Below are 20,837 nucleotides of genomic sequence, written 5' to 3'. Positions count from 1 at the left end.
CAGCGGCAACAGCCTGTTCTGTCAGTTGGGACAATCCCCGGACGCGCAGCGATTGCCTGAGCTGGTTGCTCGGGTTAGCGTGGCGCACTGTCTGCCCAAGGATGCCGATCATGAAAAAATCACTGCTGCTGGTGTTGCTGTCTTCTCTGGCACTGCCGGTCTTTGCCGCCGATTGCCCGGCGCTGCTGCAGGGCGAGCTGCCCAAGCTGCGCTCCAAGGAGGTGATCAACCTCTGCGAGCAGTACGCCGGCAAACCGCTGCTGGTGATCAACACCGCCAGCCACTGCGGTTTTACCAAGCAGTTCAAGGGGCTCGAAGCCCTGCACCAGAAGTACAAGGCGCAGGGGCTTGAGGTACTAGGTGTGCCCTCGGACGACTTCAAGCAGGAGGCCGATAACGCCGAGGAAACCGCGACCATCTGCTACGGCAATTACGGCGTGACCTTCGCCATGACCGCCACCCAGGTAGTGACCGGTGACAGCGCCATTCCGCTGTTCCGCGAGCTGGCCGCGCAAAGCAGTGCGCCGCGCTGGAACTTCTACAAGTATGTGGTCGATCGCCAGGGCAAGGTGGTCGAGAGTTTTTCCAGCCTGACCGAGCCGGATGACGAAGACCTGGCGGCGGCCATCGACAAGGCCATCGCGTCCAAGCCTTGAACCGCGCCAGCGACAGGCAGCGTCGCCGTCTGGCGGCGGACTTTGCCAGCCCTGAGGCCTTCGAGGCGGCGCTGCTGGCCCAGCAGCGCCGTGGCTATCGGCGCCTGCGTTTCGCCGAGCCGCTGGAGGCGGCTTACCAGGACCATGCGGCGGCGGTGATGCGCCGGCGCCTGCCGCTGATCATCAGCGCCGGCGTATTGATGCAGAGTGCCTATGCGCTGCTCGACCTGTGGCTGATGCCGGCGGCGCTGGCCAAGGAGATGCTTGCCTTGCGCGGCGTTGCGCTGCTGGTCACGTTGCTCTGTTACCTCTACTGCCGGCGGCCCGAGGCGCCGGCGTCGCGTGCGCTGGCCTGCTATGGGCTGGCCTACGCGGTGAATGGCTTGTGCGTTGCGCTGTTGATCGTGCCGGGGGCGCGGCATGGCGTGGACATGCCCTATGAAGGGCTGTTCCTCCTGTTGCTGTTTGGCTATGGCGTGCTCGGTCTCTCGCTGCGCGTGGCCAGTGCTGCCAGCTGGCTGTTCAGTGCCGTGCTGGTGGCGCTGGGCTATTGGCTACGCCAGCCGTTCGGTGAGCTGCTCAACCAGCTGCTGTTCCTCGGCTGCGCCAACCTGATCGGTGGCGTCGGCAGCTATATCCAGGAGCGTGGCCAGCGCAGCGCCTGGCTCAATGCCCGTCTGCTGGAGCAGGCGCGGCAACGGGCCGAGGCGCAGACCCTGAGCCGCGGTCGCCTGCTGGCGGCGGTCAGCCATGACCTGCGCCAGCCGCTGCATGCCATGGCGCTGTATGCCGAGCAACTCGGCGAAGGCCGGGTTGTCGAGCCTTCGCGGGTTCAGGATATCGGCCAGCGCTTGTCCCTGTCGGTCGGCCAACTGGGCGGCATGTTGCAGACCCTGCTCGACTACAGCCGTCTCAGCGTGCCCGGTGGGCTCAGCGTGCGCCGCAGTCACTTCGATCTGCTGCCCCTGCTGCAGCGCTTGCTGGATGAGGCGGCCGTTCAGGCCAGGAGCCAGGATTGCCTGCTGGAACTGCAGGCGTCGGCCTGCTGGGTCTACAGCGATGCCTTGTTGGTCGAGCGCATTGTGCGCAACCTGCTGAGCAATGCCCTGCAGCATGCGGGGGCGCGGCATGTCCGCCTCCAGTGTCGGCAGCAGGGCGAGCAGTGCTGGCTGAGTGTCAGCGATGACGGCCGGGGCCTCAGCGAAGATGAACAGCAGCGGGTGTTCGAGGAATTCCAGCAGCTGCACAATCCGGGGCGCCAGAGTGAGCAGGGTCTGGGGCTGGGTCTGGCCATCGTGCGTCAGCTCAGTCGCCTGCTGGAGATGCCGTTGACCCTGCAGGCCAGTCCCGGCCTGGGCTGTACGTTCAGTCTGCAGATACCGTTGGGCGAGGCGCAGGCGCCGCTTGCGACCGAGCAACTGGTGGCCGCCGCGGGACAGGTGCTGCTGGTCGAGGATGACGCCGCTAGTCGTCAGGCGCTTCGCGAGTTGCTGCAGGGCTGGGGCTGGCAGGTGAGCGAAGCCGACGGCCCGCAGCAGGCGCAGGAACAGTTGCGGCTGATGTGCCCGGATGTGCTGCTCAGCGATTATCGCCTGGCGGCCGAGATCGACGGTCTGCGTTTGCTGGAGCATCTGCGCGAGCAGGCCGGCAGCATGTTGCCGGCGATTCTGCTGACCGCCGACCTGGGGCCGGAGCTGGCCGAGCGTTGTGCCCGCCAGCATGTGCGTCTGCTCGGCAAGCCGCTGCTGCCGCTGCGCCTGCGGCAGGCGCTTACAGCCAGCCGCGCTGTCGTGCGACCGTGACGCAGGCGGTTCGCGTGTGCACCTGGAGCGTCTGAAACAGACTGCGCAGGTGCGTCTTGACGGTTTCCTCTGAGAGTTTCAGGCGGCGTCCGATGGCCTTGTTCGGCAGGCCTTCGGCGAGCAGCAGGAGGATTTCCTGTTGCCGCGGTGTCAGGGCCGTGGCCGGCTCGCTGGCCGGCAGTGGCAGGTTTTCGCCGAGCAGCAGGCGGCCGACGGCTTCGCGCAACTGGGCCCCGCTGGCACTTTTCGAGATGAACCCTAGGGCGCCTGCCTGCCGAGCGGCGTGCGCATCCTGAGCCGATTCGCTGGCGCTGAGAATGGCGACCGGCGTGCTTCGCCCCTCGCGTTGCCAGCGCTGCAACACGCTCAAGCCGGACTCGTCGGGCAGTTTCAGGTCAAGCAGCACCAGGTCGTAGTCGTGGCTGGCCAGACACTGTTCGGCGGCCTGCACCGAGGCGGCGCTGTCCACGCGCAGGTCCCTGGCCAGTGGCGCCAGGGCCAGGCTCAGGCCATCGAGGAAAATCAGGTGATCATCGACCAACAGCAGTGACACACCGTCAGGCACGGTTGTCGGGACCAGGTTCATGCACGGCAACCTTGTAGGCGTTTTTGTTCGAATGGTTGTGCCGGCAGTGTACTGCCCGCGCGAGTTCCTGGCATCACCGGAACGGGGGAACGGGGGAACGGGGGAACGGGGGAACGGGGGAACGGGAGAACGGGAGAACGAGCCTTGGGCCGCAGTGGGGCTTACGCCGCCGTGGCCTGCGGAGCCAGACGACTGGCGTGCAGGTAGAAGCTGCGCAGGCGGCCGCGCGGGGCCAGGCACTGGCGCCACAGCCTGGCCAGGCTCGGCAGGTCGGCGTTGGCCGGTGGCACGCCGGCCTGGGCGATCACGCTCATCCAGGCGATGGCGCAGGCATAGCGCAGGTTGACGCACAGCTCAAGTTCAGGATCGGCGAGGAAGGCGTGCTGGCTGGCCAGGCCGCGGACCCGGCTGGCGAGGTCCGCATCACGGGCGAGAAAGTCGTCCCACAGCTGGCGGTGCTGTTCGCGGCTGCAACCCCAGGGCCCCAGTTGCTGACCGTCAGCGAGGCTGCCGGCATGGCTGCCGCGACACTGCGCGGCGACCAGCAGCAGGGTTTCGCTGGCGGGGTTCAAGGCATCGAGTTGCTGCAGGGTTGGGCGGATCACATGCTGGCACAGCTCACTGGCACTGATTCCCATAACGACCTCGGAACAAGGTGACCGGCGGGGTCGGGGCGTGTGGCAGCTTCTTGTGATTATGCTGGGACCCCGCCGGAAGCCCTTGAGGGGCTCAAGTTGAAGTCTAGTTTGAGAATTGTGCTGTAAAGGGCTGTTTTTAAATTGTTTTCGGATTTTGGTTATTGGCGATATAACGACAAGCGATTAAAAAATGACCAGATTGGGCGCCCGTGGCGGGCGTCCCCTGCGGCTCAGCTTTCCTGAGCGTCGCCGTCTTCATCTTCTTCGTCGAGCTCTTCCAGGGCCGTGGCGGCGCCTTCGTGGTCCTGCTCGGCGGCCTTGCTGTACCACTGGCGGGCCTGCTTGAGGTCGCTGGCCAGGCCCTTGCCGACCCGGTAGAAATTGCCCAGTTCGAACTGGGCATCGGCATCGCCCTGGGCAGCCGACTTGCGGTACCAGTACAGCGCCTGGCTGTAGTCCTGCTCGACACCGCTGCCTTCCTCGTAGCACACGGCGAGGTTGTACTGGGCATCGCTGTCGCCCTGCTTGGCGGCCTGTTGATACCAGTAGGCGGCCTGGCCGAGGTCGACATCCAGGCCCAGGCCACGTTCGTAGCCCACGGCGAGGTTGTACTGGGCGCAGGCATGACCCTGTTCGGCAGCCTTGGCGTACCACTCGGCGGCCTTGGCGGCATCCTGCTCGAAACCATCATTGCCTTCGTCGTAGCTCAGGCCGAGGTTGTACTGCGCCGAGACATGGCCATCCTCGGCCGCTTCGACCATTTCCTGGCCTTCCAGGTTGGAGTAGGCGTCCTGCAGGTCGCAGGGGTTGGCTTCGAACTCGGCGGCGGCCAGGTTCAGGCTGGTACCCAGCAGCAGGGCGAACAGGGCAGGGAACGCGTGACGCATGGTTAACACTCCTTGTTGAACAGTCGCTTGAGTCTGCGCAGTCGGGCCTGCGTGAGCAAGCCCGGCTCGCGCGGTCAGTCGCCGCAGGCCAGCGGACGCTGCGGGTCGGTGATCCATTCGCTCCAGGAGCCGGCATACAGCGGCAGCAGCGGGTAACCGGCCAGGCACAGGGCGAAAAGATTGTGGCAGGCGGTCACTCCCGAGCCGCAATAGGCCACCAGTTGCTCGGCGGGACGCTGGCCGAGCAGCGCGCTGAAACGCTCGCGCAGCTGCTCCGGGGTCTTGAAGCGGCCATTGCCGTCCAGGTTGTCGGTGAACACCGCGCACTGGGCGCCGGGGATATGCCCGGCCACCGGGTCGATGGCTTCCATCTCGCCGCGAAAGCGTGGCAGGGCTCGGGCATCGAGCAGGGTCAGCTGCGGTGTGCCGAGGCGCTTGAGCAGGGTGTCGGCGCTGACCAGCAGACTGGCATCCGGCGTGCCCTGCAGATCGCCCGGGTTGACTGCCGGGGTGGCGCTGTCCAGCGGCAGGTTGGCGGCGCGCCAGGCATTCAGGCCACCATCGAGCAGGAATACCCCCTCGCGCTTGCCCAGCCAGGCCAGCAGCCACCACGCGCGTGCGGCAAAGGCGCCCGGGCCGTCGTCGTACAGCACGATTTCGCTGTGCTGGCTGATGCCCAGCGCGCGCAGGCGCTCCAGCAACTGCTGCGGATCGGGTAGCGGGTGGCGTCCGGTGATGCCGCGCTGCACCGGCGCAGACAGGTCGCGCTCCAGATCGATGAAGCGGGCGCCGGGAATATGCCCTTCGGCGTAGACGCGGGCGCCGTAGGCGGGATCTTCCAGGGCGAAGCGGCAATCGACCACGATCGGTTCGGCAGTCGCCAGGCGGGTGGCCAGTTCGGTCGGGCTGAGCAGTTGGGCGAGGGGCATGGCGGGTTCCTGTGTCCGGTCAGGGGCTGCTGCATATTACCTGCGCGCAAGCGGTTTTGCCGTGCGTTGGGCCGCGCCTGCAGTCGGCAGTCCGCGCTGGAGACCGTATCATGCCGGCTTCGACAAGGAGCAAGCGTGATGTCCGACAAACCTGAGGTGGTGATCACCTACTGCACCCAGTGTCAGTGGCTGCTGCGTGCGGCCTGGCTGGCCCAGGAGCTGCTGAGTACCTTCAGCGACGAACTCGGCAGGGTGGCGCTGGAGCCGGCGACCGGCGGGACCTTCCGCATCACCTGTGACGGCGTGCAGCTGTGGGAACGCAAGGCCGATGGCGGCTTTCCCGAGGCCAAGGTGCTCAAGCAGCGCCTGCGCGACCTGATCGACCCGGCCCGAGATCTCGGCCACAACGACCGCTGAGCCTGACCTCAGCTCTGCTCGTCGGGGCGCGGCGCATGCCGTGACAGGCGGGCCGACAGTACGGTAGCCAGAAGGATCAGAGCCGCGCCGGCAAACATTCGCGGCCCTGGCTGTTCGGCAAACAGCCACCAAGCAAAGGCAATGCCGTAAACCGGCTCCAGGGCAAACACCACCGAGGCGCTGCGGGCATTAAGCACGCGCAGGCTGCTGACGAACAGGCTGTGCGCCAGGGCGGTACAGAGCAGGCCGAGAAGAGCAATCCACAACCAGGCGCCGGCACTGATCGTCAGCAGCACCGAGGCGCTTGGCGGCAGGCAGCAGGCGAGGATCGCCAGGTTCTGCCAGAGCGCCGCCTGGGCCGGCTTCACCCCGCGGGTGGTGGCGCGGTTGCTGACCGAGACCAGGGCGAACAGCAGGCCGGAGAGTACCGCCCAGACCAGCCCCCGAGTGGCATCGCTGCCGAGGTCGAAGTCGGGCGTGACCAGCACCAGCCCGACACTGACCAGGGCCACCACGCCCCATTCGCTTGGGCGCACCCGTTCGCGGAACAGCAGGCCTTCCAGCAGCACGGTAAAGGCCGGAAAGCTGGCAAAACCGAGGGTGGCCACGGCGACGCCGGAGACTTTCACGGCGATGAAGAAACTCCACCAGTGCCCGCCCAGCAGCAGTCCGGTGCCGGCCAGGGCCAGGCGCTGGCGGTTGGTCAGCGCCGCAGCCGCTTCACCAAAACGACTCAGTGGCCACAGGGCCAGCACGGCAAACAGCGCACGCCCGGCGACGATCACCAGGGGCGCGGCCACGGCCAGCTTGGCGAAGATGCCGGACAGGCCGAACAGCAGGGCGCCCAGGTGCAGGGCAAACAGGGCGTGACGACGTTGCATGGAGTTTCCAGACCAGCAGAACAAGAGGGTGGGGAACAGGCCCCGGGTGTATCGGAGTATCGACGCCCGCCCGGCCTTATGTGGCACAGCCCAGTCATATGCTGTTTCCGACGGGGCGGCAGTTTCCGCCTTGAGTGGTCATGCAGCGGTCGCGCCGCTGTCATCGACTGGTCATCTGTGCCGTCCAGGCTGGGCAAAACAGCTGGAGAGCGCGTATGAGCAGCGAAGAACGCATCGAAACGCCCGTCAGGACCACCCCGCGCAAGCAGCGCGTCCGTACCCTGTGGATTTCCGACGTGCACCTGGGTACGCGCGATTGCCAGGCCGAGCGCCTGGCGACCTTTCTCAAACAGTACCACGCCGATCGCATCTACCTGGTCGGCGACATCATCGATGGCTGGAAGCTCAGAGGCGGCATCTACTGGCCGCAGGCGCACACCAACGTGATCCGCCGCCTGCTGACGCTGAGCAAGCGCGGCTGCGAGGTGATCTATGTCACCGGCAATCACGACGAGTTCCTGCGTCGCTACTCGAAGCTGATCCTCGGCAACATCCAGCTGGTCGACGAGGCCGTGCACCGTACCGCCGATGGCCGCCAGCTCCTGGTGATCCACGGCGACCAGTTCGACGTGATCACCCGCTACCACCGCTGGCTGGCCTTCCTGGGCGACTCGGCCTACGAGTTCACCCTGACCCTCAACCGCTGGCTCAATCACTGGCGGGAGCGCTATGGCTACGGCTACTGGTCGCTGTCGGCCTACCTCAAGCACAAGGTCAAGAGTGCGGTGAACTTCATCAGCGACTTCGAGGAAGCCATCGCCCATGAGTGCAGCCGGCGCGGCCTGGATGGCGTGGTCTGCGGGCATATCCACCATGCGGAGATCCGCCGGGTCGGCGCGGTGGAATACCTCAATTGCGGTGACTGGGTGGAGTCCTGCAGTGCGCTGATCGAGCACTGGGACGGGCAGATCGAGCTGTATCGTCTGGCCGACGCGCAGGCCCGGCAGGCGACGCCGCTGGTGGAGGTGCTGCCATGAGGCTGCTGATTGTCAGCGATGCCTGGCTGCCCCAGGTCAACGGTGTGGTCACCTGCATCCAGGCGCTGGTGCGCGAGCTGCATGCACTGGGGCATCAGGTGAAGGTGCTCGGCCCGCAGGATTTCAGGCATGTGCCGTGTCCGAGCTACGGCGAGATCGCCCTGGCCTGGGACTTGTGGCGGGTGGCGCCGATGCTGCGCGAGTTCCGCCCGGATGCCGTGCACATTGCCACCGAGGGCCCGCTGGGCTGGGCGGCGCAGCACTATCTCAAGCGCCGCGGCCTGGCTTTTTCCACGGCCATCCACACGCGTTTTCCGGAGTACGTGACCACCCGCTGGCCCTGGCTGCCGCTGGACTGGGGCTATGGCTACCTGCGCCGCTTCCATGCCGCCAGTCAGGCCGTGATGGTGAGCACGCCCAGCCTGCGCGACGAACTGGCCAGCCAGGGCATTGGTCGCCTGGCACTGTGGCACAAGGGTGTCGATAACCAGCTGTTCCGTGCGGAATCGAAACATGCGGCAGATAAACCGGTGTTTCTCTATGTGGGGCGTCTGGCGGCGGAGAAGAACCTGCCGGCCTTTCTCGACCTGCAACTGCCGGGCGAAAAGTGGGTGGTCGGCGATGGCCCGCAACGGGAGAGCCTGCAGCAGGCCTATCCGCAGGTGCGCTTTCTCGGCTATCAGCGCGGCGCCGAACTGGCCCGCTGCTATGCGTCAGCCAACGTACTGGTGTTCCCGTCGCGCACCGACACTCTCGGCCTCGTGATGCTCGAAGCGCTGGCCTGCGGCACGCCGGTGGCAGCTTTCCCGGTGCGTGGTCCACTGGATGTGCTGCAGCAGGGCATTACCGGCTGGATGAGCGAGAGTCTGCAGGAGGCCTGTTTGCAGGCGCTGCAGCTGGATCGCGCAGCCTGTGCTGCGGCGGCGCAGGAATTCTCCTGGCGTCACTCGGCGCAGGCGTTTCTGCGCCAGCAGCCGCTGCTGGATGGCGAGCTGGTCGATGACACCAGTTGGCAGGCAGTGGACGCCTGAGAGCCGGCAGAGGGTTTTAGAAAATCACCTTGTCGCGCAGCTTCTCGGCGGCCTGTTGCAGCGCCTTGATCACCCGTTCCTTGTCCACGCCCTGGATGTTGTTGGTGTCCAGATACATGGAGAAACCGGGCAGCTCATGCTCGAGGAAGCTTGAGGTGGCGCCGAGGTCGCGGCGGAAGTCGACCACCTGATAGACCTGCACCGGACGACTCATGCCCTTGACCGTGAGCTGGCCCTTGTCGCGGCACATGATCACGTCCTTGATCAGCGAGTAGGTCTCGTGGGAGACCAGAATCTCGCCGGCTTCGGCATTGCTTTCCAGGCGGCTGGCGAGGTTCACGTCGCGGCCAATGATGGTGTAGTCCATGCGCGTGTCGGCGCCGAAGTTGCCCACGGTGCAGTAGCCGGTGTTGATGCCCATGCGGATTTCCAGTGGCTTGTCGATGCCCTGGGCGCGCCACTGCTGGCGCAATACCTTCATGTGCTTGCGCATGGCAATGGCCATGGACACTGCAGCCACGGCGTCCTTCTTGGCACCCTGGGTGGTCGGGTCACCGAAGAAGACCATCACCGCATCGCCGATGAACTTGTCGATGGTGCCGCCATGCTTGAGGGCGATCTTCGACATCTCGTTGAGGTAGTTGTTGAGCATGTCGGTGAGGGCTTCGGCTTCCAGCTCCTCGGACAGCTCGGTGAAGCCCTTGATGTCGGAGAAGAACACGGTGAGCTTCTTGCGTTGGGTTTCCAGGCGCACGCTCTTCTTGCCGCTGAAAATCGATTCCCACACCTGTGGCGACAGGTACTTGGACAGATTGCGGGCCAGGCGCGCGGCCTTTTCCTGTTCGCGCTTGATCTCGCCGCGGGCGAGGCTCAGGCGCAGGCCCTGCAGGTGCACGAAATAGGCGGTGATGCAGATGTACAGGGTGGTGAACAGGATGCTGACGAAGGCGACCAGCGCCGGGGTGGCCGGGTGCAGCTTGATCTCGCTGACGGCGGCGCAGAGCAGGGTGCCGCTGAACATCACCAGGCCCGACAGCCCCAGGTAGCGCAGACCGCCGATGATCAGGGCGCTGAAGCTCAGGGTCAGCACGATCATCAGGCTGGGCACCACGCTGAAGTCGAGCAGGCTGATGCCGGCTCCGGCGTGCAGGGCGTCGATGAACAGCAGGGCCAGGTGCGTCTGCCGTGGGTGCTCGTGTTTGAAACGCTGGCTGAGCTGATGAGCCAGGTGCGGATAGAGCAGGGCGTAGGGCACCATCCACAGGATGTCGTAGCTGAAGTACTGCGAGTAGGTACCGGCGGCGATGCTGGCGGCGGTCGCTATGTAGGCCAGGACGCGTGAATAGTATTCGCGCAGCGGCGGCGTGGGCAGAACAATGCTGGCCGGCTTGACAATAGGCTTCATGAAGTACGGCGTTCCCTGGATGCTGGGACATCTCTGTGGATGTCTTTCTTGTTGTCCCGCTTCTGCGGGAGCTTTTAGGGCGACAAACGTACTAAAGCTGGGCGGGAATTGCGACCCCTGGCAGATTGCCGGCATGTCGCAGGCAGTGCCGGCCGTGGCGTGGCCGGCACTGGCGGATCAGAAGCGGATACGCCCGGTGAAGGCATCCTTGAGCATCACCCAGTCGCCTATGAAGGAATACAGCGGGTACTTGAAGGTGGCTGGCTTGTTCTTCTCGAAGACAAAATGACCGACCCAGGCAAAGCCATAACCGGCGATCGGCAGCGTCCACAGCAGGGCCCACTGCTGGGTACCGATGGCATAGGCGAGGATGCCCAGCACCAGCAGGCTGCCGACATAGTGCAGACGGCGGCAGGTGTCGTTGCTGTGTTCCTGCAGGTAGTAGGGATAGAACTCGGCAAAGCTGTTGAAGGTCTTCACGCTTTCAGTGCTCACGGCGCACCTCCTTTCTTGTTCTAGGTGCTGGGTTGTTATGGGGCTTGTTGTTGGGGCAGTGTAAGGCGCTACCGGCGAGCAACCACTGACATTGGCTGCCAGTTTAGTATCCTTGCGAACACCCTGACGGTAACTGACTTTTCGAGCCAGACCTTTTCCGGCAGGATTCAGCCTTGCCTGCGGACATTACAACGACAATATGCCGACTCCCTTGAGAACCACTTCTTCCAGCTGGGCGCTGGCCATCGTGCATGCCCTGGAGGCCGAAGGCATCGACTGCCAGGCGCTGTTCGCCGAGCTGGGCCTGAGCTATGCGGCGCTGCATGATCCTGATGCGCGCTTTCCCCAGGATGGCATGACGCGCCTGTGGCAACGGGCGGTGGAGTTGTCCGGGAACCCGGCGATCGGCCTGAACATGGTCAAGGTGGTGCGGCCGGCCTCGTTCAACGTGGTCGGCTATGCCCTGATGTCCAGTCGCACGCTCAAGGATGGCTTTGCCCGGCTGGTGCGCTACCAGCGCATCATCGCCGAAGGCGCCGACCTGAGTTTTCGCGTGTTGCCGGATCGCTACGTGCTGACCCTGGCCATTCACGGCGACAGCCTGCCGCCGACCCATCAGGCCGCCGAAGCGTCGCTGGCCTATACCCTGACGTTCGTGCGCTGGATCACCGGGCGGCCGATCCGGCCGTTGCGCGTACAGTTGCAGGGAGACGCGCCCGCGGACCAGCAGCCCTATCAGGTGGTGTTCGACGCGCCGCTGCGCTTCAATGCCGAAGGTTATGCCCTGGAGTTCGCCCGCGCCGATCTGGAGGCGCCGTTACCCTCGGCCAACGAGGCCCTGGCGCAGCTGCATGATCGTTTCGCCGGCGATTACCTGGCGCGTTTTGCCGGTAGCCGGGTGACTCATCAGGTGCGGCAAATCCTCTGCCGCCTGTTGCCGCAAGGCGAGCCCAAGCGCGAGGTGGTGGCGCAGGAGCTGCTCCTGTCCGAACGCACCCTGCAGCGGCGTCTGCAGGAGGAAGGGGCGAGTTTCCAGCAATTGCTCGACGATACCCGTCGCGAACTGGCCGGACAGTACATGGCACAACCCAGCCTGACCCTGCTGGAAATCGCCTATCTGCTGGGTTTTGCCGACCCGAGCAATTTCTTCCGTGCCTTCCGGCGCTGGTTCGACTGCACACCGGGTGAGTTTCGCGCTAGAGGCTAGTGCTTCCAGAACGTGCGGGTGAAGGGCACCAGTACGGTGAGGATTTCCAGGCGGCCGAGCAGCATGCCGATGGTCAGCAGCCACTTGGCGCTGTCCGGCAGCGTGGAGAAGTTGCCGACCGGTCCGATGATCGGGCCCAGGCCCGGGCCAACGTTGCACACGGCGGTGGCGGCGCCGGTCAGCGAAGTCACCCAGTCCAGGCCGGTGAGGGTCAGGCCGAGGGCGATGACGCCGATGGTGATGGTGAAGAAGAAGGAGAAGGTGATCAGCGAGCGGACGATGTCCTCGTCCAGGTTGTGACCGTTGTACTGCTGCTTGATCACCGCGCGCGGGTGGATCAGTTGCTGCAGGTTGGCCTTGAGCAGCACATAGGCGACCTGGAAGCGGAATATCTTCAGACCCCCGGCGGTGGAGCCGGAACAGCCGCCGATGAAGGTCAGGTAGAAGAACAGCAGCACCGCGAAGCTGCCCCACAGGGTGTAATCGCCAAGGGCAACGCCGGTGGTGGTGACCACCGAGGTGACATTGACCGCAACGATGCGGAAGGCATCCAGCCAGGCATGCTCGGAGTTGGCCCACAGCCAGGTGCCGAAGACCAGCCAGGTGAGTAACAGGAAACCGAGGAAACCGCGAACCTGATGATCCTTCAGCAGCGCCTTGCGCCGGCCGCGCATGGTCGCCACGTAGAGGGTGAAGGGCAGGCTGCCGAGTATCATGAACAGCACGGCCACCCAGTGCACCGCCGGTTGCTGCCAGTTGGCCATGGAGTTGTCCGAGGTCGAGAAACCGCCGGTAGAAATCATCGACATCGAGTGGTTGATCGCCTCGAACGGCGTCATGCCGGCGGCCCAGAAGGCAAAAAAGCCCAGCAGGGTCAGCAGTGAATAGACGCCCAGGATGTATTGCGCGGCCATGTGCGAGCGCGGCATGACTTTCTCGCCCCAGTCCGAGGACTCGCTCTGGAACAGGCGCATGCCGCCGACCCGCAGCAGTGGCAGGATGGCCACGGCCATGCCGATAAAGCCGATACCGCCTAGCCAGTGAAGCATCGAACGCCAGATCAGCAGGCCGGGGGAGGCGCTGTCCAGGCCGACCAGTACGGTGGAGCCGGTGGTGGTGATGCCGGACATGGTCTCGAAGAACGAGTCGGTGTAGCTGATGTGCTGGATGATCACCATCGGCAGGGCGGCGAAGGTGCACACCACCACCCAGCTGAGAGTTGTCAGCAGGTACATGTCGCGCGGGCGCATGTGTGCGTCTTTCGGCTTGCCTGGAGCCACCAGCAGCAGACCGGCGACAAAGGTGATCAGGCTCGACCAGAGGAAGGCGTCCAGATCGTCCTGACGCTGGAACAGCAGCAGGGTCAGCATCGGAATGACCATGCTCACCGCCAGGGTGATGAGGAACAGGCCGATGATGAAGCCGATCATGCGCAGGGTAGAGAGGGCCATCAAGCAAGTCTCGGGAGCTGAGGGGCGCCATTCTACGGATGAAGTAGGCGCTGTAAACCGGCCTGTGTCATCTTCACAACGCTTTGGCGCTGCTTACAATAGGCCGCCATCTTCCTTATCCGCCGACGTCCAGTATTTCTTTATGTCTGCCAGCAATCCCTGTCTGAGCTGCGGCGCCTGCTGCGCTCACTTCCGCGTGTCCTTCTACTGGGGCGAATGTCAGTCTGGTGGCGGTCTTGTGCCGGACGAGTTGGTGGTGCAGATCAGCCCGCAGCGGGTGGCGATGCTCGGTACCGAGACCCGTCCGGTACGCTGCACGGCGCTGCAGGGTACAGTCGGTGAGCAAGTGGCTTGCAGCAACTATGCCTGTCGCAGCAGCACCTGCCGTGAGTTCACGGCGTCGTGGGAGGATGGTCAGGCCAATCCGCACTGCGACAAGGCCCGTGCAGCCTATGGCTTGCCGCCGCTTGGCCCGGAGCACTGGCCGGATCGGTTAGACTGCCAGCACATCATTGTGGAGTGAGCATCATGGATGCCCTTGTTGCCCTGACCCAACGCGTTTCCGTGTCCCGTCTGGTGGAGCCGGCGCCTTCGGCCGAACAGCGTGAGCTGCTGTTCAAGGCGGCCTTGCGCGCACCGGACCATGCCCAGCTGCGCCCCTGGCGTTTTCTCAGTATCGAGGGCAATGCACGCCAGCAGCTTGGCGAGCTGTTCGTCAAAGCTCTGCAGGAAAACCCGGAAGCCGCGCCGGCGGCGCTGGACAAGGCACTGGCTGCGCCGCTGCGCGCGCCGCTATTGCTGGTGGTGATCGCCAGTCCCAAGGAGCACCCCAAGGTACCGCGCAGCGAACAGGTGCTGTCGGCCGGATGCGCCGCCCATGCCTTGCTGCAGGCTGCCCATGCCCAGGGGCTGGGCGCCATCTGGCGGACCGGCGAGCTGGCCTATCACCCGACGGTGGCCCGCGGGCTGGGGCTGGCGGCGGGCGAGCAGGTGATTGCCTTCATCTACCTCGGTACGCCGGAGGGTGCGCTGCGCCAGCCGGCGCTGCTCGCGCCGGCCGATTTCGTCCAGCCCTGGCAGGGCTGATCAGCGCGGCAGGGTCAGGCGCGCGACAAAGCCGCCGTCGACATGGTTGACCAGTTCCAGATGGCCGCCGTGGCGTTCGGCGCTGCGGCGTACGATGGCCAGTCCCAGGCCATGTCCGCTGCCGCTCTGCTGCGGCGCGCGGAAGAAGGGTTCGCCAAGGCGGGGCAGGTGCTCGTTGGCAACGCCAGGGCCATGGTCGCGGATCTCCACCTGCCAGGTGTCGGCCTGTGCCACTACCCGTATTTCCACTGACTGCTCGGCAGGATTGAAGCGCAGGGCATTGCGCAGCAGGTTGTCCAGGGCCCGTTCGAGCATGTCCGGCCAGCCGGAAATGCTGGCGGAGTCCGGGCAGTCCAGGTTGATCTGCTGCTCCGGGTAGAGCAACTGCGCATCCTCGATCAGTTTTTCCAGCAGTGGCCGCAAAGGCACGACCTGACGCGCACCAGGCTCGCTGTCGAGACGGGCGAGGGTGAGAATTTCCTGAATCAGTGCTTCCAGGCGATCGCACTCCTGGCCTAAACGTGGCCACAGTTGCTCGCGCTCCTCGGCGGGGGCGCGCTCGGCCAGGGCCAGCGCGATCTTCAGGCGCGCCAGGGGCGAGCGCAGCTCGTGGGACACATCGCGCAGCAGCTGGCGCTGACTGCCGATCAGCCCCTGCAGGCGTTCACCCATGTGGTTGAAGTCCTTGGCCAGTAGGCCCAGTTCATCCGGGCGCCGCGCCAGCTCGTCGAGGCTGTGCTGCTGGTAGGCGGTGCGGCCGAGGTCGTGCACGGCACTGCGTAGGCGCTCCAGCGGACGGGTGATCGACAGGGTTAGGCGCAGGCTGAGAATGGTCAGCACCAGCAGGGCGATCGCCAGCGCGCCCAGGGGCAGCAGCACGCTGTCGCGCTGCCAGCCATGCAGCTCCGGGTGGGGAATACGGTAGATGAACAGGTAGGTGGCGCCGCTGGGACTGTCGATGCTTTCGGTCAGGCGCCGCCAGGGCAGGCGGTTTTCCCGGACCCTTGCTTCGAGCGCGGCGGCGCGGGGCGGAAAGGTGCCGCGCACCAGCGGCTCGCCATCATCGCCCAGCACCTGGACATCCAGGCGATAGCGCCGTTTGGGTTTCTCCAGCAGACGCTGCGCCGCCTCGGCGCCCTGGGTTTCATAGCGCTCTACCCACTGCTCGGCCAGGCCGCGCAGGGCCGGGTGGGTGGCGAGGATCAGCGCATCCTGATTGAACACCCGCCCCAGCAGCAGGGATAGGCCGGCGACCAGCACGATGGCCAGCCAGAAACTGGCAAAGACGCGCCAGAACAGGGTGCGCATGGGCATTCCTCAAACAGTGCCGCCAGCACGAGGCTGGCGGCGGGTCGCAGATTTATTCGGCCTTCTCTTTCTCGGCCTTCCAGGCTTCGAACTCGGCGCGTTCGGCGCGGCGTTCTTCCATCTTCTTCACCAGCGCGTCAAAGTCCTTTTGCTGCTCGGGCTTGAGCAGGGCGCGGATGCTGTCGTGCTGTTGCTTCTTGGCCGCTTCCAGTTCCTGTTGCATGGCTTTGCGCTCGGCTTCCGGAAGCTTGTCCAGATAGCGCTGGGTGATGTCGTGCTGGGACTTCATCTGCTCGCGCATCAGCTTGCTGATCGACTCGCGCTGTTCGCGGCTGAGGTCGAGTTCCTTGAACATCATGCCGTGCGGTTCGCCACGCATGCCTCCGTGGCGCGGGCCTTCGTCGGGCATTGCCAGGGCAACGGCGGGCAGGGTGGCGGCGAACAGCAGGGCGGTTAGGGTCTTGCGCATGATGGATCTCCTGGTCTGGATTCCGGTCGTTTGCCGGATGTGCCCAGTCTAGGGCGGGCAAGGTCAAGCGCCGTCAGGCCAGGGTAAAGGCTAGGTAAAGAGGTCCGTTACGGCTGATACAGGTAGCCACGGCCGCGCAGGGCCTGGATACGTGGCCGGCCATCGGCGTGTGGGCCGAGTTTCTTGCGCAGGTTGCTGACGTGCATGTCCAGGCTGCGGTCATACAGGCTGAGTTTGCGACCCAGGGCCAGCTGCGTCAGTGCCTGTTTGTCCACGGGCTCGCCGGGGGTTTGCAACAGCGCTTCGAGAATGCGCCCCTCGGACAGGGTCAGGCTGACCTCATGCTCGCCGATGCTGGCGGTGCCGCGCGCGGCGCTGTAGCTGAGGTCGCCGAGGTCCTGCAGCTGCGGCTTGCCGGTGGCCTGGCTGCGGCGCAGCACAGCCCGCAGGCGGGCAGTCAGCTCGCGAGGATCGCAGGGCTTGGCCAGGTAGTCGTCGGCGCCCAGCTCAAGGCCGAGGATGCGGTCCAGTGGCTCGCCGCGGGCGGAAAGCATCAGTACCGGCAGGTCCGGGTGTTCCTGGCGCAGTTGCTTGAGCAGTTCCAGGCCGCTGCCATCGGGCAGCATGACGTCGAGGATCACCGCATCCGGACTCTGGGCCTGCAGCTGCTGGCGGGCCTGCTGGCCGTCGTGGCTGGCGGCCACGACAAAGCCTTCCTGGCTCAGCCAGCGGCTGAGGAGGTCGCAGAGTTCCAGATCATCGTCGATCAGCAGCAGATGGCTCATGGTGGTCCTTCAGTTCAGCCAGTGCTTGCGCGATTTGCCGAGGCCGGCGCTGAGTCGGCCGATGATCAGGGCGATCAGTGCCAGGGCGCTGCCCAGGGCGAACCAGGTCTGCTGCTCGCTCAGCCAGCGTGGCCCCTGTCCGGCTTGGGCCGCCTTGAGCTGCAGTTTGAGGCGCTGGTTCTCCTGGCGCAGGCGGCTGACCTGGGCGCTTTCCTGCAGCTGATTCTGCTCCTGCAGTTGCGCCTGCAACTGGTCACGTTCAGCCTGCATGAGCTGCAGCTGTTGCTGCAGCTCACTGGCGGGCGCCGCGCTGGTTTGACTGGTACCGGCACTGCTGGGTTGCAGTAGCGGCAGGTTGACGGATTCCTCTGCCTGCACGGCAAGACAGGGCAACAACACGGCAAACAGCGGGGCCAGCAGACGCATCGGAACTCCTGTAGGACGGCGCTGCCGCCCGTGCGGGTTTACGGAAGAACGAGCTTGAATGGCTTTACGGTGACGCTGGCGTAAACGCCGGCGGCGCGGTACGGGTCGGCATCGGCCCAGCTTTGTGCGGCCTGCAGCGAGTCGAATTCGGCGACTACCAGGCTGCCGCTGAAGCCGGCCGGCCCCGGGTCATTGCTGTCCACTGCCGGGTGCGGGCCGGCGAGGATCAGGCGGCCTTCGGCCTTGAGCTGCAGCAGACGATCGAGGTGGGCGGGGCGAGCGGCCAGGCGCGCTTCGAGGGTACCGGGATGGTCGGTGGCGATGATGGCGTAGAGCATGTTCAGTCCTTGGTCTCGGAGGCGGGCTCGTCGTGGATGTGACGCGACAGATAAACGCCCTGGGCCACCAGGAACAGCACGGTCAGGCCGAGGCTGCCGAAGACTTTGAAGTCGACCCAGAACTCATGGAAGGTGAAGGCGACGAACAGGTTGGCGAAGCCGCAGAACAGGAAAAAACCGATCCAGGCCAGGTTCAGGCGCTTCCAGACTTCGGCGGGCAGGCTCATGGCATGGCCAAGCATGCGCTGGATCAGCAGCTTGTCGCCAATGAAGTGGCTGGCCGTGAAGGCCAGGGCAAACAGCCAGTTCACCACCGGAGCTTTCCACTTGAGGAAGGTTTCGCTGTGGAACGCGAGGGTCATGCCGCCGAACAGCAGGCAGGCCGCCAGGGTCAGCCATTGGCCCTTTTCCAGCTTGCGCTGGTGGATCAGCAGAGCGCCATAGACCACCACTGAGGCCAGGATCAGCACGGCGGTGGCACTGAAGATGCCGCCCAGGCTGACGCTGTGGCCGGCCAGTTCGATGACGCGCGGTTCGAGCTTGTAGACGATGAAGAACAGGATCAGCGGAATAAAGTCGATGAATTGTTTCACGTAGCGCAGCCAGAAATGGGTTGTGGCGGCATAATAACAGGAAGAATCTGGCGCAGAAGTCCCTGCTTTCCAGCCCGTGAACCCCGTTCAGTGAGACCCCATGGAGATTGATCTGCATTGCCACAGCACCGCCTCGGACGGCGCCCTGAGCCCGGCGACGGTGGTAGAGCGTGCCCACGAGCGTGGCGTGCGGGTGCTGGCGCTGACCGATCACGACACCATCGAGGGCCTGCCCGAAGCGCGGCAGCGTGCCGCCGAGCTGGGGCTGCAGCTGGTCAACGGCATCGAGCTGTCCTGTACCTGGGGCGGTGCGACCATTCATGTGCTCGGTTATGGCTTTGCCCTGGACGCACCGGCTATCGAGGCGGCGGTGAAGAGCCTGCACACCGGGCGCTGGGCCCGCGCCGAGGAAATCGACCGGCGTCTGGCCCGGGTCGGCTTTGTCGGTTGTCTGCAGGGGGCTCGTGCCGTGCAGCAGGAACTGGGCGACAGCGGCAACGCGCCGGCCCGCCCGCATTTCGCCGAGTACCTGGTGCGTGCCGGCTTCGTCGCCGACCGCGCCGAGGCCTTCCGCAAGTGGCTGGGTGCCGGCAAGCTGGGCGACGTGAAGCAGCACTGGCCGAGCCTGGCCGAAGTGTTGGCCACGCTGCGCGCGGCCGATGCCTGGATCAGCCTGGCTCATCCGGCCCAGTACGATTTCACCCGCAGCAAGCGCCGGCGTCTGGTCGGCGAGTTTGTCAGCGGTGGCGGGCACGCCATCGAGGTAGTCAATGGTCTGCAACCGGCCGAGCAGGTCGGCACCCTGGCCATTCTGGCCCGCGAGTTCGGCATGCTGGTCAGCGCCGGCAGTGACTTCCACGCACCGGGCGACTGGTCGGAGCTGGGTATGTACCGCCCCGTCCCGGATGATCTGCCGCCGCTCTGGGCGCGCTTCGATCATGTCCGCGCTGCATCTTGAACAGGGAGCGTCTATGAGTCAGTTCTTCCAGGTCCACCCGGAAAATCCCCAGGCGCGCCTGATCAAACAGGCCGTTGAGATCATTCGCCAGGGTGGCGTGGTGGTGTTTCCCACCGATTCGTCCTACGCCGTGGCCTGCCATATCGGCGACAAGACGGCGGTGGAGCGCATCCGCCGCCTGCGTCGGCTGGACGACAAGCACAATTTCACCCTGATCTGCAGCGACCTGTCGCAGCTGGGGCTGTTCGCCAAGGTCGACACCGCCGCGTTTCGCCTGCTCAAGGCTCATACGCCAGGGCCCTACACCTTCATTCTCACCGCCACCCGTGAAGTGCCACGCATGCTCCTGCACGAGAAGCGGCGCACCATCGGCCTGCGCGTGCCGGCCCATCCAATCGCCCTGGCCCTGGCTAGTGAGCTGGGTGAGCCGCTGATGAGCGTCAGCCTGATCCTGCCGGGTGAAACGCTGCCGATGTCCGATCCTTATGAAATGCGCCAGATCCTCGAACATCAGGTGGACCTGATCATCGATGGCGGTTTCGGTGGGCTGGAAGCCTCGACGGTGGTCAGCCTGCTGGATGATTCGCCGCAGGTGCTGCGCATTGGTGCCGGCGATCCGACGCCGTTCGAGAACGACTGATGAGTGAAGTTCCCGAGGCCGCTGCGCCCCTGCAAGGGGAGCTGCCACTGGCGCTGGTCTACGGCCAGGCGGTCACCGAGCTGCCGCTGGACCTGTATATCCCGCCGGATGCCCTGGAAGTTTTCCTCGAAGCCTTCGAGGGGCCGCTGGACCTGCTGCTCTATCTGATCCGCAAGCAGAACATCGACATCCTCGATATCCCGGTGGCCGAGATCACCAAGCAGTACATGGGCTATGTCGAGCTGATGAAATCGGTGCGCCTGGAGCTGGCCGCCGAGTACCTGGTGATGGCGGCCATGCTGGCCGAGATCAAGTCGCGCATGCTCCTGCCACGCTCGGCCGAGGCCGAAGAAGAAGAGGACGATCCGCGCGCCGAGCTGATCCGGCGCCTGCAGGAGTACGAACGCTTCAAGGCCGCGGCCGAGGATATCGATGGCCTGCCGCGGGTTGGCCGAGAGCTGCAGGTGCCGCGCCTGGATGCGCCCGAGGCGCGGGCGCGCAAGCTGTTGCCGCAGGTCAGTCTGGAAGAAGTGCTGCTGTCGATGGCCGAGGTGCTCCGGCGTGCCGATATGTTCGAAAGCCATCAGGTCACCCGCGAAGCCCTGTCCACCCGCGAGCGCATGAGCGAAGTGCTGGAGCGTCTCAGGGGTGGAGCCTTTCTGCCCTTCGTCAGCCTGTTCAGCGCCGAAGAGGGGCGACTGGGCGTGGTGGTGACCTTCATGGCGGTACTCGAACTGGTCAAGGAATCGCTGGTCGAGCTGGTACAAAATGAGCCCTTTGCCCCGATCCATGTGCGAGCCCGTGCGGAATAG

25 protein-coding genes are annotated in these 20,837 nt (G+C 65.2%); 11 read left to right on the top strand and 14 right to left on the bottom strand.

Translation table 11 applies throughout. The features are described from left to right. The first annotated feature begins 110 nt into the window (after positions 1–110). A complete protein-coding gene (locus tag HNP49_RS10105) occupies positions 111–656 on the top strand; it encodes a glutathione peroxidase (RefSeq protein WP_184682899.1) in 546 nt (181 codons plus the stop codon). Further along, positions 653–2,458: an ATP-binding protein gene (locus HNP49_RS10100; protein WP_260407131.1), complete on the top strand. Its 1,806-nt coding sequence runs from the start codon at positions 653–655 to the stop codon at positions 2,456–2,458. Before HNP49_RS10105 ends, HNP49_RS10100 begins: the two co-directional genes overlap by 4 nt. On the opposite strand, the gene HNP49_RS10095 is transcribed toward HNP49_RS10100, so the two are convergent. From HNP49_RS10095 to HNP49_RS10080, 4 genes are all read right to left on the bottom strand, one after another. Further along, positions 2,427–3,044: a response regulator gene (locus HNP49_RS10095; protein ID WP_184682897.1), complete on the bottom strand. Its 618-nt coding sequence runs from the start codon at positions 3,042–3,044 to the stop codon at positions 2,427–2,429. The two genes, HNP49_RS10100 and HNP49_RS10095, sit on opposite strands and share 32 nt — an antisense overlap. A 161-nt stretch (positions 3,045–3,205) precedes the next feature. Next, positions 3,206–3,682, bottom strand: a complete 477-nt coding sequence (locus tag HNP49_RS10090) for a hypothetical protein (protein WP_184682895.1) — start codon at positions 3,680–3,682, stop codon at positions 3,206–3,208. Between the two features lie 230 nt (positions 3,683–3,912). Further along, on the bottom strand, positions 3,913–4,569 hold the full coding sequence (locus HNP49_RS10085; protein WP_184682893.1) for a tetratricopeptide repeat protein: 657 nt from the start codon (positions 4,567–4,569) through the stop codon (positions 3,913–3,915). A 74-nt stretch (positions 4,570–4,643) separates the two neighbouring features. Further along, entirely contained in the window at positions 4,644–5,498 is an 855-nt protein-coding gene (locus HNP49_RS10080; protein WP_184682891.1) for a sulfurtransferase, read from the bottom strand. A 135-nt stretch (positions 5,499–5,633) separates the two neighbouring features. On the opposite strand from HNP49_RS10080, the gene HNP49_RS10075 reads away from it, so the two are divergent. Next, on the top strand, positions 5,634–5,915 hold the full coding sequence (locus HNP49_RS10075) for a SelT/SelW/SelH family protein (RefSeq protein WP_184682889.1): 282 nt from the start codon (positions 5,634–5,636) through the stop codon (positions 5,913–5,915). Between the two features lie 8 nt (positions 5,916–5,923). Here HNP49_RS10075 and HNP49_RS10070 read toward each other — a convergent pair whose 3' ends face one another. After that, complete coding sequence (locus tag HNP49_RS10070; protein WP_184682887.1) at positions 5,924–6,796, bottom strand: DMT family transporter; 873 nt, start codon at positions 6,794–6,796, stop codon at positions 5,924–5,926. A 215-nt stretch (positions 6,797–7,011) separates the two neighbouring features. Here HNP49_RS10070 and HNP49_RS10065 point away from each other — a divergent pair, with 215 nt between their 5' ends. Both HNP49_RS10065 and HNP49_RS10060 read left to right on the top strand, forming a co-directional pair. After that, the gene (locus HNP49_RS10065) at positions 7,012–7,833 is read left to right on the top strand and encodes a UDP-2,3-diacylglucosamine diphosphatase (protein WP_184682885.1); all 822 of its coding nucleotides are present in this window, start codon (positions 7,012–7,014) and stop codon (positions 7,831–7,833) included. Then, a complete protein-coding gene (locus HNP49_RS10060; RefSeq protein WP_184682884.1) occupies positions 7,830–8,864 on the top strand; it encodes a glycosyltransferase family 1 protein in 1,035 nt (344 codons plus the stop codon). The genes HNP49_RS10065 and HNP49_RS10060 overlap by 4 nt, the downstream gene beginning before the upstream one ends. Positions 8,865–8,880: 16 nt before the next feature. Here the strand turns inward: HNP49_RS10060 and HNP49_RS10055 are convergent, their stop codons facing one another. Together HNP49_RS10055 and HNP49_RS10050 are read right to left on the bottom strand one after the other, a co-directional pair. After that, complete coding sequence (locus HNP49_RS10055) at positions 8,881–10,269, bottom strand: adenylate/guanylate cyclase domain-containing protein (RefSeq protein ID WP_184682882.1); 1,389 nt, start codon at positions 10,267–10,269, stop codon at positions 8,881–8,883. 177 nt (positions 10,270–10,446) lie between these two features. Then, a complete protein-coding gene (locus tag HNP49_RS10050) occupies positions 10,447–10,764 on the bottom strand; it encodes an Mpo1-like protein (protein WP_184682880.1) in 318 nt (105 codons plus the stop codon). A 199-nt stretch (positions 10,765–10,963) separates the two neighbouring features. Between HNP49_RS10050 and HNP49_RS10045 the strand changes: the two genes are divergently transcribed. Continuing rightward, positions 10,964–11,971, top strand: a complete 1,008-nt coding sequence (locus HNP49_RS10045) for an AraC family transcriptional regulator (protein ID WP_184682878.1) — start codon at positions 10,964–10,966, stop codon at positions 11,969–11,971. Here the strand turns inward: HNP49_RS10045 and HNP49_RS10040 are convergent. Next, positions 11,968–13,422 (bottom strand): TrkH family potassium uptake protein, encoded by a 1,455-nt coding sequence (locus HNP49_RS10040; RefSeq protein WP_184682877.1) that lies wholly within the window; start codon positions 13,420–13,422, stop codon positions 11,968–11,970. The genes HNP49_RS10045 and HNP49_RS10040 overlap by 4 nt on opposite strands. A 142-nt stretch (positions 13,423–13,564) precedes the next feature. Here HNP49_RS10040 and HNP49_RS10035 point away from each other — a divergent pair, with 142 nt between their 5' ends. After that, a complete protein-coding gene (locus tag HNP49_RS10035; RefSeq protein WP_184682875.1) occupies positions 13,565–13,945 on the top strand; it encodes a YkgJ family cysteine cluster protein in 381 nt (126 codons plus the stop codon). Between the two features lie 5 nt (positions 13,946–13,950). Continuing rightward, on the top strand, positions 13,951–14,508 hold the full coding sequence (locus tag HNP49_RS10030; protein WP_184682868.1) for a nitroreductase family protein: 558 nt from the start codon (positions 13,951–13,953) through the stop codon (positions 14,506–14,508). Here HNP49_RS10030 and HNP49_RS10025 read toward each other — a convergent pair whose 3' ends face one another. The 6 genes from HNP49_RS10025 to HNP49_RS10000 all read right to left on the bottom strand — a co-directional run bounded on the left by HNP49_RS10025 (position 14,509) and on the right by HNP49_RS10000 (position 18,427). Then, positions 14,509–15,816 (bottom strand): HAMP domain-containing sensor histidine kinase, encoded by a 1,308-nt coding sequence (locus tag HNP49_RS10025; RefSeq protein WP_184682867.1) that lies wholly within the window; start codon positions 15,814–15,816, stop codon positions 14,509–14,511. A 52-nt stretch (positions 15,817–15,868) separates the two neighbouring features. Beyond that, positions 15,869–16,285 (bottom strand): Spy/CpxP family protein refolding chaperone, encoded by a 417-nt coding sequence (locus HNP49_RS10020; RefSeq protein ID WP_184682866.1) that lies wholly within the window; start codon positions 16,283–16,285, stop codon positions 15,869–15,871. Positions 16,286–16,392: 107 nt separating this feature from the next. Beyond that, positions 16,393–17,070 (bottom strand): response regulator transcription factor, encoded by a 678-nt coding sequence (locus HNP49_RS10015; protein WP_184682864.1) that lies wholly within the window; start codon positions 17,068–17,070, stop codon positions 16,393–16,395. Positions 17,071–17,079: 9 nt separating this feature from the next. Further along, the gene (locus HNP49_RS10010; RefSeq protein ID WP_184682863.1) at positions 17,080–17,496 is read right to left on the bottom strand and encodes a translation initiation factor 2 (IF-2, GTPase); all 417 of its coding nucleotides are present in this window, start codon (positions 17,494–17,496) and stop codon (positions 17,080–17,082) included. A gap of 38 nt (positions 17,497–17,534) precedes the next feature. Beyond that, complete coding sequence (locus HNP49_RS10005) at positions 17,535–17,834, bottom strand: YciI family protein (RefSeq protein ID WP_184682862.1); 300 nt, start codon at positions 17,832–17,834, stop codon at positions 17,535–17,537. A 2-nt stretch (positions 17,835–17,836) separates the two neighbouring features. Then, positions 17,837–18,427: a septation protein A gene (locus HNP49_RS10000; protein ID WP_184682861.1), complete on the bottom strand. Its 591-nt coding sequence runs from the start codon at positions 18,425–18,427 to the stop codon at positions 17,837–17,839. Positions 18,428–18,527: 100 nt separating this feature from the next. On the opposite strand from HNP49_RS10000, the gene HNP49_RS09995 reads away from it, so the two are divergent. From HNP49_RS09995 to HNP49_RS09985, 3 genes are all read left to right on the top strand, one after another. Next, positions 18,528–19,385 (top strand): PHP domain-containing protein, encoded by an 858-nt coding sequence (locus HNP49_RS09995; RefSeq protein ID WP_184682860.1) that lies wholly within the window; start codon positions 18,528–18,530, stop codon positions 19,383–19,385. A 13-nt stretch (positions 19,386–19,398) separates the two neighbouring features. Continuing rightward, positions 19,399–20,025: an L-threonylcarbamoyladenylate synthase gene (locus tag HNP49_RS09990; protein ID WP_184682857.1), complete on the top strand. Its 627-nt coding sequence runs from the start codon at positions 19,399–19,401 to the stop codon at positions 20,023–20,025. Between the two features lie 113 nt (positions 20,026–20,138). Continuing rightward, on the top strand, positions 20,139–20,837 hold the full coding sequence (locus tag HNP49_RS09985) for a ScpA family protein (protein WP_184683438.1): 699 nt from the start codon (positions 20,139–20,141) through the stop codon (positions 20,835–20,837).

The organism is Pseudomonas fluvialis, assembly GCF_014207935.1.
Classification (GTDB): domain Bacteria; phylum Pseudomonadota; class Gammaproteobacteria; order Pseudomonadales; family Pseudomonadaceae; genus Aquipseudomonas; species Aquipseudomonas fluvialis_A.
The sequence above is the reverse complement of the archived record's forward strand: the minus strand, read 5'-3'. Positions and strand labels throughout refer to the sequence as shown.